The organism is Sulfitobacter aestuarii, from assembly GCF_042685005.1.
GTDB lineage: Bacteria > Pseudomonadota > Alphaproteobacteria > Rhodobacterales > Rhodobacteraceae > Sulfitobacter > Sulfitobacter aestuarii.
The window spans coordinates 408,566-421,722 of the sequence record NZ_JBHUMP010000002.1 but is presented as its reverse complement, the minus strand read 5'-3'; the positions used below and the strand labels follow the sequence as shown (position 1 = coordinate 421,722).

At 66.4% G+C, this 13,157-nt stretch carries 12 protein-coding genes; 9 read left to right on the top strand and 3 right to left on the bottom strand.

All coding sequences use genetic code 11. The features are described from left to right. Positions 1 to 135 precede the first annotated feature (135 nt). Entirely contained in the window at positions 136 to 558 is a 423-nt protein-coding gene (locus ACFSUD_RS04305; protein WP_386371794.1) for a DUF4112 domain-containing protein, read from the top strand. Positions 559 to 623: 65 nt separating this feature from the next. Here ACFSUD_RS04305 and ndk read toward each other — a convergent pair whose 3' ends face one another. Next, positions 624 to 1,046, bottom strand: coding sequence for a nucleoside-diphosphate kinase (ndk, locus tag ACFSUD_RS04300; protein ID WP_386371792.1), 423 nt, complete (start codon positions 1,044 to 1,046; stop codon positions 624 to 626). A gap of 185 nt (positions 1,047 to 1,231) precedes the next feature. On the opposite strand from ndk, the gene ACFSUD_RS04295 reads away from it, so the two are divergent. The 3 genes from ACFSUD_RS04295 to ACFSUD_RS04285 all read left to right on the top strand — a co-directional run bounded on the left by ACFSUD_RS04295 (position 1,232) and on the right by ACFSUD_RS04285 (position 4,417). Then, the gene (locus ACFSUD_RS04295) at positions 1,232 to 3,091 is read left to right on the top strand and encodes an ABC-F family ATP-binding cassette domain-containing protein (RefSeq protein ID WP_386371790.1); all 1,860 of its coding nucleotides are present in this window, start codon (positions 1,232 to 1,234) and stop codon (positions 3,089 to 3,091) included. Positions 3,092 to 3,153: 62 nt separating this feature from the next. Then, entirely contained in the window at positions 3,154 to 3,786 is a 633-nt protein-coding gene (locus ACFSUD_RS04290) for a MarC family protein (RefSeq protein WP_386371789.1), read from the top strand. A 52-nt stretch (positions 3,787 to 3,838) separates the two neighbouring features. Beyond that, positions 3,839 to 4,417 (top strand): retropepsin-like aspartic protease family protein, encoded by a 579-nt coding sequence (locus tag ACFSUD_RS04285; RefSeq protein WP_386371787.1) that lies wholly within the window; start codon positions 3,839 to 3,841, stop codon positions 4,415 to 4,417. Positions 4,418 to 4,430: 13 nt separating this feature from the next. Here ACFSUD_RS04285 and ACFSUD_RS04280 read toward each other — a convergent pair whose 3' ends face one another. Both ACFSUD_RS04280 and ACFSUD_RS04275 read right to left on the bottom strand, forming a co-directional pair. Next, on the bottom strand, positions 4,431 to 4,889 hold the full coding sequence (locus ACFSUD_RS04280) for a DNA polymerase III subunit chi (protein ID WP_386371785.1): 459 nt from the start codon (positions 4,887 to 4,889) through the stop codon (positions 4,431 to 4,433). 15 nt (positions 4,890 to 4,904) lie between these two features. Beyond that, positions 4,905 to 6,395 carry a leucyl aminopeptidase gene (locus tag ACFSUD_RS04275; RefSeq protein ID WP_386371783.1) on the bottom strand — a complete coding sequence of 497 codons (1,491 nt, stop codon included), beginning with the start codon at positions 6,393 to 6,395 and terminating at the stop codon, positions 4,905 to 4,907. Between the two features lie 130 nt (positions 6,396 to 6,525). On the opposite strand from ACFSUD_RS04275, the gene lptF reads away from it, so the two are divergent. From lptF to pdxA, 5 genes are read left to right on the top strand one after another with little or no spacing between them, the layout of a single operon-like run. Beyond that, positions 6,526 to 7,653 (top strand): LPS export ABC transporter permease LptF, encoded by a 1,128-nt coding sequence (lptF, locus tag ACFSUD_RS04270; protein WP_386371781.1) that lies wholly within the window; start codon positions 6,526 to 6,528, stop codon positions 7,651 to 7,653. Beyond that, positions 7,650 to 8,747: an LPS export ABC transporter permease LptG gene (gene lptG / locus ACFSUD_RS04265; RefSeq protein ID WP_386371779.1), complete on the top strand. Its 1,098-nt coding sequence runs from the start codon at positions 7,650 to 7,652 to the stop codon at positions 8,745 to 8,747. Before lptF ends, lptG begins: the two co-directional genes overlap by 4 nt. Beyond that, entirely contained in the window at positions 8,747 to 10,903 is a 2,157-nt protein-coding gene (locus ACFSUD_RS04260) for an LPS-assembly protein LptD (protein WP_386371777.1), read from the top strand. The genes lptG and ACFSUD_RS04260 overlap by 1 nt, the downstream gene beginning before the upstream one ends. Then, the gene (locus tag ACFSUD_RS04255; RefSeq protein WP_386371776.1) at positions 10,891 to 12,129 is read left to right on the top strand and encodes a peptidylprolyl isomerase; all 1,239 of its coding nucleotides are present in this window, start codon (positions 10,891 to 10,893) and stop codon (positions 12,127 to 12,129) included. The genes ACFSUD_RS04260 and ACFSUD_RS04255 overlap by 13 nt, the downstream gene beginning before the upstream one ends. Beyond that, positions 12,126 to 13,109 (top strand): 4-hydroxythreonine-4-phosphate dehydrogenase PdxA, encoded by a 984-nt coding sequence (pdxA, locus tag ACFSUD_RS04250; protein WP_386371775.1) that lies wholly within the window; start codon positions 12,126 to 12,128, stop codon positions 13,107 to 13,109. Before ACFSUD_RS04255 ends, pdxA begins: the two co-directional genes overlap by 4 nt. Positions 13,110 to 13,157: the final 48 nt, after the last annotated feature.

Sequence of the window (13,157 nt, the reverse complement as noted above, 5' to 3'; positions counted from 1 at the left end):
TGCGAAACCTCCGCGAGCATCGCGCGGGTTTCCTCAGACCGCCTGATCCGGACGATCCCGCGGAACCAGCCGCGCGGCGATGCGTTGAAACCCCGATCCCCGCAACCAGACGATAGCCCTGCCGAGAAAGCCCCCATGTCCCCCGAAGACCACCCTCATGCCGCCGATTTGCACCGCCTGCGCAAGCTGGCGCGCAACATGGACAGCGCCTTCCGCCTGCCGGTGATCGGTACCCGCATCGGCTGGGACGCGATCCTTGGCCTTATCCCCGGCGTGGGCGACGCCGTGGCGCTGGCCCCCTCGGCCTATATCATCAAGGAGGCGCACCGCCTCGGCGTGCCGCGCAGCGCGCTGATGCGCATGGGGGCGAATGTCGGCATCGACTGGGCCATCGGGACGATCCCGCTGCTCGGCGACCTCTTCGACATCGGCTGGCGCGCCAACATCCGCAACGTCGACCTGCTGGATCGCCACCTCAGCCGCCAGATGGCCAATGCGCCCGGCAACAAGGACGTCGAAGGCCGTCTGTCCTCGCATCACCCGACGCTGAACGGCTAGGCGCCGCGCAAAGAAAAAGGCCGCATCGCTGCGGCCTTTGCCTTGTCGTTCCGGCACAGCTGAATTCAGCCCACCAGCTCCAGACCGGAGAAGAAATAGGCGATCTCGACAGCCGCGGTTTCCGGTGCGTCGGACCCGTGCACGGAGTTCTCGCCAACGCTCTCGGCAAATTCTGCGCGGATCGTGCCCGGCGCCGCATCGGCCGGGTTGGTCGCGCCCATGACTTCACGGTTCTTGGCAATGGCGCCTTCGCCTTCCAGCACCTGCACGACGACCGGCTCGGACGCCATGAATTCGCACAGCTCGTCATAGAACGGACGCTCGGCGTGCACGGCATAGAAAACGCCGGCCTGTGCCTTGGTCATGTGGATGCGCTTCTGCGCGACGATGCGCAGGCCCGCTTCCTCGAACTTGGCATTGATCTTGCCGGTCAGGTTGCGGCGGGTCGCGTCGGGCTTGATGATCGAGAATGTGCGCTCAAGGGCCATCGGGGTCTCTCCAATTGTGACAAGGCCCCGCGCAATGCAGGGGCCGGGATTCATGTGGCCGCCCCGTAACACGGCTTTGCGGGCATGGAAAGACCGCCCGCGCCGGTGCCCGGTCATTTCAACCCATTCGGCGCGCTTGCCGTATCCGGCTTTCCCCTTCCCCAAGCCTCTGCTACAGCGCCGCCATGTTACGCATCTCCGAGATCAATTATTCCGTCGAAGGCCGCCCTCTGTTCGAAGAGGCCAGCGCCGTCATTCCCAATGGCCACAAGGTCGGCCTCGTCGGGCGCAACGGCGCGGGCAAGACCACCCTGTTCCGGATCATCCGCGGCGAGCTCGGGCTCGACAGCGGCGCGATCACGCTGCCGAGCCGGGCCAAGATCGGCGGTGTGGCGCAGGAAGTGCCCTCCTCGGAGACCTCGCTGATCGACACGGTGCTGGCCGCCGACACCGAACGCGCCGCCCTGCTGGTCGAGGCCGAAAGCGCGCAAGACCCGTCCCGGATCGCCGACATCCAGACCCGTCTGGCCGACATCGATGCCTGGTCTGCCGAGGGCCGCGCCGCCTCGATCCTCAAGGGTCTCGGCTTTGACGACGCCGAGCAGCAGATGCCCTGCTCCGCCTTCTCGGGGGGCTGGCGCATGCGCGTGGCGCTGGCGGCGGTGCTGTTCGCGCAGCCCGACCTGCTGCTGCTCGATGAACCGACCAACTATCTCGACCTCGAAGGCGCGCTCTGGCTCGAAAGCTATCTGGCCAAATACCCCCACACGGTGCTGATAATCAGCCACGACCGCGGATTGCTCAACCGCGCGGTCGGCGGCATCCTGCATCTCGAGGACCGCAAGCTCACGTTCTACCATGGCCCCTATGACCAATTCGCCCGCCAGCGCGCCGAACAGCGCGCGGTGCAGGCGGCGATGGCCAAGAAACAGCAGGCCCGGCGCGATCACATGCAAAGCTTCGTGGACCGCTTCAAGGCCAAGGCCAGCAAGGCCAAACAGGCCCAGTCGCGGCTGAAGATGATCGAGAAGATGGACATGATCACGCCGCCCGAAGAAGCGGCGCGCAAGGTCTTCACCTTCCCCGAACCCGAAGAACTCTCGCCGCCGATCATCTCGATCGAGGGCGGCTCGGTCGGCTATGTCGACGAGCGGCCGGTGCTGTCGCGTCTCGACCTGCGCATCGACCAGGACGACCGTATCGCCCTCCTGGGCAAGAACGGTCAGGGCAAATCCACCCTGTCGAAACTGCTGTCGAACCGACTGACGCTGATGGGCGGCAAGTCGGTGCAATCCTCGAAGCTGCGCATCGGCTTCTTCGCCCAGCATCAGGTCGATGAGCTCAACATCGACGAGACCCCGCTGCAGCACATGCTCGCCGCCCGTCCGGGCGTCATGCAATCCAAGCTGCGGGCCCAGCTCGCAGGCTTCGGCCTCGGCCCCGATCAGGCCGAAACCGAGGTCGGCCGCCTCTCCGGCGGTCAGAAGGCGCGCCTGTCGCTGCTGCTGGCCACCCTGCACGCGCCGCATCTGCTGATCCTCGACGAGCCGACCAACCACCTCGACATCGAAAGCCGCGAAGCGCTGGTCGAGGCGCTGACCCGCTATTCCGGCGCAGTCATCCTGGTGAGCCACGACATGCACCTGCTCTCGATGGTCGCCGACCGGCTCTGGCTGGTCTCTGACGGTACCGTCAAACCCTATGACGACGATCTCGAAGCCTATCGCAGAATGCTCCTCACTCCGGAGAAGCCGGTCAGCAAGGCCGCCAAGCCCAAGGAAGCGCCCAAGCCCAGACGCGCCAGCCGCGAGGATATTCTCGCCCTGCGCTCGGAAGTCCGCAAATCCGAGGCCCGCGTCACCAAGATCAACGAAATGCGCGACAAGCTGGCGAAAAAGCTCGCCGATCCGGCCCTTTACGAAAGCGACAAGATCGGCGAACTTGAAGTCTGGAACAAGAAATACGCCGAGGTGATGGAGGCGCTTGAACGCGCCGAAGCGCTGTGGATGTCAGCGTTGGAAAAGCTCGAAAAGGCGTCGGCCTGATCCGCTTCTCTATGCTCTAAATACTCCGGGGGTCCGGGGGCCGGCCCCCGATCGGAACAGTGATGCAGCTCGACACCGCCTATATGATCACCGCCCTCGTCACCATGTTCGTGGTGGTCGACCCGATCGCGATCGCGCCGCTGTTCCTCGCCATCACCCGGGGCCTTACCGCCGCCGAGCGGCGCCGCATCGCCTGGCGCGCGGTCTTCGTCGCCGGGCTGATCCTCGCGGTCTTCGCGGCCTTCGGCGAAGCGGTGCTCGGCTTCATCGGCATTTCGATGCCCGCCTTCCGGGTCGCGGGGGGCATCCTGTTGTTTCTCACCGCCTTTGACATGTTGTTTGACCGGCGCACCAAGCGCCGCGAGGACCGGGCCGATGGCGAGGATCATGACGATCCGTCGGTCTTCCCGCTGGCAATCCCGCTGATCGCCGGCCCCGGCGCCATCGCCTCGGTGATCCTGCTCACCGGCGAGAAACCCGGCGCCGAAGGGCTGATCACCGTGCTGGTCATCACCGCGCTGACGCTGGTGGTCATGGCGCTGACGCTACAGGTTAGCGGACATCTGGAGCGCGCCCTGGGCAAGACCGGGATCAACATCGTCACCCGGCTGCTCGGCATGTTGCTGGCCGCCCTTTCGGTGCAATTCGTGCTCGAAGGGCTCACCGCCTTCGGATTTGGCAACGGTCCGGGCTGACGCGGCGAGGCTTGATGCCTATATCTTGCGCGAGCAACCGGGGGGAGAGGACATGGAACAGATCGAGACCGGCCGCCTGATCTATCTGGTGCTGCTGGCGATGATCGCGGGCTGGTTTTTCATGAGCGGCCGCACCGGCCTCAACAAGACGCTGCAGCAGGCGGCGGTCTGGGGGCTGATCTTCCTCGCGGCCGTGGCCGCGGCGGGGCTGTGGCTGGACCTCAGCCGCGACAGCCGCGGCACCCAGATCAACAGCAGCGCCAGCGGCCAGATCATCGCGCCGCGCGGCCGCGACGGGCATTACTACCTCAGCCTGCAGATCAACGGCGCCGCGATCCGGTTCGTCGTCGATACCGGCGCCAGCGACATGGTGCTGACCCAGAAGGACGCCGCCCGCGCCGGGATCGACCCCGACAATCTCAACTATGCAGGCCGCGCCAGTACCGCCAATGGCGAGGTGCGTACCGCCTTCGTGCGTCTTGACGAGGTCAGCCTCGGCGGCGTGCGTGATCACGACGTGTCCGCCCTGGTCAATCAGGGCAGCATGCGCCAATCCCTGCTCGGCATGGGCTATCTACAGCGCTGGGGACGGATCGAGATCGCCGAAGGGGAGCTGATCCTGACCCGCTGAGCCGCGGGGACGCTCAGCTCTCTGCCTTCTTCTCCCAGCGCCCGCTTTCCTCGGACCAGTATTGCGCCCTGGCGCCTGCGCCGGTCAGCGCCTTCCACTGGTTCCGGGCACGGGCGACCGCCTCCGCATCCTCTCCGTCAAACAGGATACAGACCCGCTCCAGCGCCGCGACCTCTTCGGCGCTGACCTCGGCGCCCTGCACCGCCATGATGCAGCACGCCCCGTTGCTCAGTTCCGCGCCGGTGCCGAGCAGCACCGGCTGATCCGCATCATGCGCACCCCCCGCCATGCCATGCGGCAAGAAGGATTCCTCGGGCCGCAGCCAGAGCGCCTGATCAAGCGCTTCCAGCCCCGCAAGGTCACGGCCGCGGACCTGCACCCGCCAGCCATTGGCCAGCGATTTCTCCAGCAGCTTCGCCAGCGTCTCGGCCAGCGACCTGCGGGTCAGGTGATAGAAAAATGCAGCGCCCAAGACTGGCTTCCTTCCTTACCCGGCCTGATCGTCGGCCTTGGTCTCGTAGCGCTCCGCGATCAGCCGGTTCAGCGCCGCGACGCCCCAGCCGGTCGCGCCTTTCGGGGCGAGCGTCGTATCGGATTTCACCAGCGCCACCCCTGCAATATCGAGATGGATCCACGGCATGTCATTCTTGACGAAGCGCTTGAGGAATTGCGCCGCCGTGATCGAACCCGCCGGGCGGCCTCCAATGTTCTTCATGTCGGCGATGCGGCTTTTCAGCAGGTCGTCATAGGCCTGGCCGAGCGGCATCCGCCAGGCCCCCTCGCCCTCGCTTTCCGCCGCCTTCAGGAAGGCATTGCACAATGCGTCATCGTTGGAGAAGACCCCGGCGTTCTCATGGCCGAGCCCGACGATGATCGCCCCGGTCAGGGTCGCCAGATCGATCAGCGCTGCCGGCTTGAACCGCTCCTGCGCGTACCACATCGCGTCACAGAGCACGAGCCGCCCCTCGGCGTCGGTGTTGATCACCTCGACCGTGTCGCCCTTCATCGAGGTGATGACGTCACCCGGGCGCGTCGCATTGCCCGAGGGCATATTCTCGACGATCCCGACCAGCCCGACCACGTTGGCGCCCGCCTTGCGCAGGGCGAGGCTGCGCATCACTCCGGCAACCACCCCGGCGCCGCCCATGTCCATGGTCATCTCTTCCATGCCCGCCCCCGGCTTGAGGCTGATGCCGCCGGTGTCGAAGACCACGCCCTTGCCGACAAGCGCCAGCGGTGCCGCGTCCTTGGCGCCGCCGTTCCAGCGCATCACCACCACGTAGCTCGGGCTGTCAGAGCCTTGCCCGACCGAAAGAAGCGTACGCATGCCAAGACTTGCAAGCTTTTCCTCATCCAGCACCTCAACTTCGAGCCCGAGGCTCTCCATCTCGGCCAGCCGCTCGGCGAAATTGCTGGTGGTCAGCACATTGGCCGGGGCATTCACCAGATCCCGGGTCATGAAGGTTCCCTGCGCCACTGCCAGAAGCGGAGCCGCCGCCGTCTCGGCAGTCTCCGGGGCGCTGCACATGATCCGCACCGCGCCGCCGCGGGGCTGGGGATCGGACTTGTGGGCATCGAACTCATAATCGCGCATCGCCAGACCATAGGCCAGCTCCGCCACCCGGCGCAGATTGCCTGCCAGCACCAGCAGATCGGCCCCGCCGCGCTGGCGGGCGAGGCTCGCGCCGCCGCGGCGGGCCTCCTCCTGCGTGGCGCCGCGGCCCAGCAGCACGACGTCGAGCGCCTCGGCCGCGAGCCCGGTAGGAAATTCCAGGGTGATAGCATCGCCCGGCTTGGCCTTCTTGAACCGCTCGCTTTCGACCAGCCGCGCCAGCGCACCGCGGGTCAGCTTGTTGAGCCGCCGCGCCGCGGGGCTCAGGCGGCCGTCCGGGTCGAGGACCAGCGCGATCCGACCGGCATGGCCTGCGATCTCGTCGATCTCGGTTTCGGCAAAGGTGATCGGGGTCAGGTCGGTCATGTGGCGTGCCTCTTGATGGTTGCGCCCCAGACCTAGCGCGCGGGCGCCGACATGACCAGATAGCAGTTTTCCCGCTCGCGTTTATCCATTAATGTCCTGTGAAAACGGGCAGACATCTTGGGAGATTGCAGTGGCCAGATTCGACCGCTACATGCTGTCGCAGCTGCTGGTGCTGTTCGGCTTCTTCGCGCTGGTGCTCGTCGCGCTGTTCTGGATCAACCGCGCCGTGCTGCTCTTCGACCGGCTGATCGGTGACGGGCAATCGGCGCTGATCTTCCTCGAATTCTCCGCTCTCAGCCTGCCGAAGCTGATCACCACCGTGCTGCCGATCGCCGCTTTTGCCGCGGCGGCCTATGTCACCAACCGGATGTCGAACGAATCCGAGCTGGCGGTGCTGCAGGCCACCGGCACAGGACCCTGGCGCCTGGCGCGGCCGGTGCTGGTCTACGGGCTCTGCGTGGCGGTGATGATGAGCATCCTGACCCATATCCTGCTGCCCATGGCGCAGGAGCAACTCGAGTTGCGCGAACGCGAGATCGCGCAGAATGTCACGGCGCGGCTGCTCAGCGAGGGCACCTTCCTGCATCCCAGCCCGCAGGTCACCTTCTACACCCGCGCGATCGGCGCCGACGGGGTCCTGCATGACGTTTTCCTGTCGGACCGCCGCAAGCCGCGCGAGGCGGTCATCTATACCGCGTCGGAGGCCTATCTCGTGCGCAATGGCGAGGGCACGACGCTGATCATGGTCGATGGCATGGCGCAGCGGCTGAACCGCGAGGACCAGCGGCTGGCCACCGCCAATTTCCAGGATTTCTCCTTCGATATCTCCGGGCTGATGCGCCGCGAGGTCGCCGACGACCCCTCTTCCGCCAACATGACCACGCCGCAGATGCTTGGCCAATGGGCGGCGCTGGAGGACGTGACCGGCGAAAGCGCCGGCGACATCGCCGAAGAGCTGCACGCCCGTTTCGCGCAGCCCCTGTTCTGCCTTGTGGCGGCGCTGATCGGTTTCGCGACCCTGCTGGTCGGAGGGTATTCTCGGTTCGGCGTCTGGCGCGAGATCGTCATCGCCTTTGGCCTGTTGCTGGTCATCGACGGGCTGCGCTCGTCGCTTGTGGACGTGGTGCAGGACAATGCCGCGCTTTGGCCGCTGATCTACCTACCCAGCCTGATCGGCGGGCTGCTGGTGCTGGCGCTTCTTGCCTATGCAGCCCATCCGGGCTGGCTCTCCCGACGCCGCCGCGAGGTCGCCGCATGATCCTGCATCTCTATTTCGCCCGGCGCTTTGCCCTCGGCTTCGTGCTGATCACCGCGGTGCTCTTCGCGCTGGTGATGCTCGTCGATCTGGTCGAACAGACCCGGAAGTTCGGCAGCTATGATCTCGGTTGGCAGCGTCTCGTCGGGCTGACCCTGCTCAATGTTCCCCAGACGATCAACCTGATCCTGCCGCTGATCATGATTCTGGCCACCGTAGTGCTGTTCATCTCGCTGGCGCGGTCCTCGGAAATGGTGGTGACCCGCGCCGCCGGGCGATCGGCGCTGAAGGCTCTGGTGGCCCCGGTGACGGTGGCGCTGCTGATCGGGATCATGGCGGTGGCGCTGCTCAACCCCATCGTCTCGGCCACCGGCAAACGCTATGAACAGCTCTCCGACACCTATCGCAGTGACGGCCGCTCGACCCTGTCGATCAGCGAGGAGGGCCTGTGGCTGCGCCAGGGCGGCGAGAATGGCCAGACGGTGATCCGTGCCTGGCGCTCGAACAATGACGCCTCGGTGCTGTTTGACGTGACCTTCATCACCTACGAGCCCGGCGGCGGGCCGATCCAGCGGATCGAGGCGGAAAGTGCGGCGCTGCAGAATGGCGAATGGACGCTCAGCAAAGCCAAGATCTGGCCCCTGCGCGGCAATATCAACGCCGAAGGCAGCGCGCAGCGTTTCGAGATGTTGACCATCCCCTCGACCCTGACCCTGGAGCGGATCCGCGAGAGCATCGGCAAGCCCGCGGCGGTCTCGATCTACGAATTGCCCGGTTTCATCCGCCAGCTCGAACAGGCGGGTTTCTCGCCGCGCCGACACAAGGTCTGGCTGCAGACGGAGCTGGCCCGGCCGCTGTTCCTCGTGGCGATGGTTCTGGTTGCGAGCGCCTTCACCATGCGCCATACCCGGTTTGGCGGCACCGGCGTGGCGGTGTTGACATCTGTTCTGTTGGGGTTCGGTTTGTATTTCATTCGCAGTTTCGCACAGATCCTCGGCGAGAACGGGCAGATACCGGTGATGCTGGCCGCCTGGGCGCCGCCGGTCGCGGCGATGCTGCTGGCGCTCGGTTTCCTGCTGCACCGCGAGGACGGCTGATGCGCCGCCGTCTCGCCGCCTGGCTGACCGCTGCCCTGCTCGGCATTCCCGGCGCTCTTTCCGCACAGGACCGCGCCGCCAGCCCCGCGATGCTGGTCGCCGATCAGCTGTTCATCACCCGTGACAGAGTTTTGGTGGCCCAGGGCAATGTCGAGGCGCTGCAGGGGGAGACGCGGCTGCGCGCGGCGGAGATCCGCTACGATCAGGAGGCCGGGACCCTCAGCATCGTCGGGCCGATCACCCTGACCGAGGGCGCGGACACGATCATCCTCGCGGATGCGGCCGAACTCGACGAGGGGCTGCGCTCCGGCCTGCTGACCGGTGCGCGTCTGGTGCTGAACCAGCAATTGCAGCTTGCCGCCCTGCAGATAAACCGGGTCGAGGGGCGCTACAGCCAGCTCTACAAGACCGCCGTCACCTCCTGCCGGGTCTGCGGCGACGGGCGTCCGCCGCTCTGGCAGATCCGCGCCAAGCGCGTGGTGCATGACCAGGCGGCCCAGCAGCTCTATTTCGACGAGGCGCAGTTCCGCATCCGCAACGTGCCGGTCTTCTACCTGCCGCGGCTGCGCCTGCCCGATCCGACCCAGGACCGCGCCACCGGCTTCCTCGCACCGCGTATCCGCAGCACGTCACAGCTCGGTGTCGGGCTGAAACTGCCCTATTTCATCACCCTCGGACCGCATCGCGACCTGACCCTGACGCCCTATTTCTCCTCCGCGACGCAGACGCTGCACCTGCGCTACCGCCAGGCCTTCCGCAACGGGGAGATCACCCTCAACACAGCGGCCAGCCGCGATGACGAACGCCCCGGCGAGACCCGCGGCTATTTCTTCGGCCAGGGTGATTTCGAACTGGCGCGCGACTACAGGCTGCATTTCAACATCGAGGCGGTGGGAGACCGCGCCTATCTGACGGATTACGGCTATTCCGACAAGGACCGGCTGACCAGCGAGCTGACGGTGAGCCGGGCGCGGCGCGACGAATATGTACGCGCCAGCCTGTTCAACTTCGAATCCCTGCGCGATGGCGAGGTCAATGACACCCAGCCGACCGTGGTGCTCGATGGCGAATGGGAGCGCCGCTTCTTTCCGCAAGCGCTCGGCGGCGAGCTGCGCTTCAGCCTGCAGGCCCACAGCCACCGGCGCAACTCCGACCTCGATTTCGACAGTGCCGATCCCGACCTGATCGTCGATGGCCGGGACGTGGCACGGATCAACGCCGAGCTGGCCTATCTGCGCCGCCTGACCTTCGACAATGGCCTGGTCTCGGACCTGCACGGCGCGGTCTCTGTCAATTTCTTCGATATCACCCAGGATATCACGACGCCGCAGAACCACAGCGAAGTGGTGCCCGAGATGACGCTGGCACTGCGCTATCCGATGCGGCGAGAGGGCCGCGGCGGCGCGGTGCAGCTGCTGGAACCGCTGGCGCAGCTCGGCTGGGTCGATGGCAACCGCCTGGAAATCCCCAACGAGGAAAGCACCCGCGTCGAATTCGACGAGGGCAATCTGCTGGCCCTGTCGCGTTTCCCGCGTCCCGACCGGCGCGAACGCGGGGCCGTGGCGGCGCTCGGCGTCAACTGGGCGCGGTTCTCCCCGCATGGCTGGAACGCGCATCTGACCATCGGGCAGGTGTTGCGCAGCGATGCGGACCCCGATTTCACCGCCAGCTCCGGGCTCGACGGCACGCGCTCGGACCTGCTGGTGGCCGGACAGATTGCCAATGCAGGCGGACTCTCGCTGACCGGGCGCAGCCTGTTCGACGAGGATTTCGATTTCGCCAAGGCGGAACTGCGCGGCGATTGGGATTTCGCCCGCGGACATCTCGGCGGCAGCTATGTCTGGCTCACCGCCGATCCCGACGAGGCGCGCGACAGCGACGTTTCGGAGATCACGCTCGATGGATCCTACGCGGTCAGCCGCCAGTGGAAAGCCTCCGCCGACCTGCGCTTTGACCTTGCCGACGATCGCGCCGCGCGGGCCGGGCTCGGGCTGACCTACAACAACGAATGCCTGACGGTCGATCTTTCGGTGCGCCGCCGCTATAGCTCCTCGACGAGTGTTGAGCCTTCGACGGATATCGGTTTTAACATCGGCCTGCGCGGCTTCGCCGCTTCAACTGGAACAGAAAGATACGTGCGCTCATGTGGAAAATAACCAGGAACATCTCACAGTCGCTGCGCCGCTGTCTCTGGCCCCTGCTGCTGCTCATCGGGCTCGGTCAGGCGGGCGCCGCACAGAATCTTTTCGCACCGGTTGTGCGGATCGACGATGCGGTGGTGACCGAATACGAGGTACAGCAGCGCCAGCGCTTCCTGCAACTGCTGAACGCGCCGGGTGCCACGCGCGAGGCCGCGATCGAGGCGCTGATCGACGACCGCCTGCGCGCCCGGGCGGCGCGCGAGGCGGGGCTCGAACTGCCGCCGGAAGCGATCCGCGAAGGGATGCGCGAATTCGCCGGACGTGCCGATCTTCAAACTGATGAATTCATCGCAGCGCTGAACCAGAGCGGCGTTTCCGAAGAGACGTTCCGCGATTTCGTCACCGTCAACATCGCCTGGCGCGAGCTGATCCGCGCGCGCTATGCCGACCGGGTGCAGATCTCCCGGGCGGAGATCGACCGGGCGCGTGCTGCCGATCGCGGTGCAGGCGGGCTGCGGGTACTGCTTTCCGAGATCATCATCCCGGCGCCGCCGCCGCGCGCCGCCGAGGTCGCGGCCTTGGCCGAACGCATCTCGAAGACCCGCTCGACCGCCGAATTCTCCAGCTTCGCGCGGCAATATTCCGCCACCGCCTCGCGGGAGCGCGGCGGCCAGATGCCCTGGACCCCGCTCGAGAAACTGCCCCCGGCGATCCAGCCGCTGATCAGGGATCTCGCGCCGGGCGAGGTAACCGCGCCGCTGCCGATCCCCAATGCGGTCGCCCTGTTCCAGCTGCGCGCCATCGAGGAGACCGGCGCCCCGGCGCAGAATTACGCGCAGATCGATTACGCGGCCTATCACATCCCCGGCGGGCGCAGCGACGCCGCGCTGACCCGCGCGGCACAGATCCGTGCCGAGATCGACACATGCGATGATCTCTACGGTATCAACCAGGGTGGTCCCGCCGGGCAGCTCGAGCGCAAGAGCGAGAGCCCGGCGCAGATCCCCCAGGACATCGCCATCGAACTGGCCAAGCTCGACCCCGGCGAGGTCTCGACCGCGCTGACCCGCGCCGATGGCCGGAACCTGGTCTTCCTGATGCTCTGCGGCCGCACCGCCAGCGCCAATGCCGAGGTCAGCGAAGAGGCGGTGGTCAACAGCCTGCGCCAGCGTCGGCTCGAGGGCTATTCCGCGCAGCTTCTGGAACAATTGCGCGCCAATTCCCGCATCCGTCGCCCATGAGCAGCGCCCCCCGGCCCATCGCCATCTCCTGCGGGGAACCGGGCGGCATCGGCCCGGAGGTTGCGGCCCGCGCCTGGGCGGCGCTGGCACAAAGGATCCCGATGCTGTGGATCGGCGATGCCCGTCATCTGCCCGGCGACATTCCGCATCGCATCATCACAGATCCCGACGAGGCCGCTGCGATCTCTCCCGATGCCCTGCCGGTGCTACAGCGCGATTTCGGCCCGCCCGCGAGGCCCGGCCAGGCCCAGCCCCAACATGCCCGCGGCGTGATCGCAGCCATCGAAGAGGGCGTCGCGCTGCTCCGCACCGGACAGGCCGCCGCGCTCTGCACCGCGCCGATCCACAAGAAGGCGCTGATCGACGGGGCCGGTTTCGCCCATCCCGGCCATACCGAATTCCTCGCTGCCCTTGCCGGGGCCGATGAGGTGGTAATGATGCTGGCCAGCCCGGAGCTGCGCGTCGTGCCCGCCACCATCCACATTGCGCTGGAATCGGTCCCGAATGCCCTGACCCCCGGCAAGCTGCGCCGGGTCATCGAAATCACTGCGACCGATCTGCGCCGCTATTTCGGCCTCGCCGCACCGCGTATCGCCATTGCCGGGCTCAATCCCCATGCCGGGGAAGAAGGCGCCATGGGGCGGCAGGAGCTCGACTGGATCGCACCGCTGATCCGGCAAATGAGGGACGAAGGCCATGATCTCAACGGGCCGCTGCCTGCCGATACGATGTTCCACCCGGCGGCACGGGCGCGCTATGATGCGGCGATCTGCATGTATCACGATCAGGCGCTGATCCCGATCAAGACGCTCGACTTCGACCGCGGCGTCAACGTTACGCTCGGCCTGCCCTTCATCCGCACCTCGCCCGATCACGGCACCGCCTTTGACATCGCGGGACAGAACCGCGCCAACCCGAGCAGCATGATCGAGGCCATCAGGCTCGCCCATGACATGGCTCAGAAGACGGGCCGGGCATGAGGCTTCTTCTGACCGAAAATACCTCCGCCGGAGGCCCGAAATTTCTTC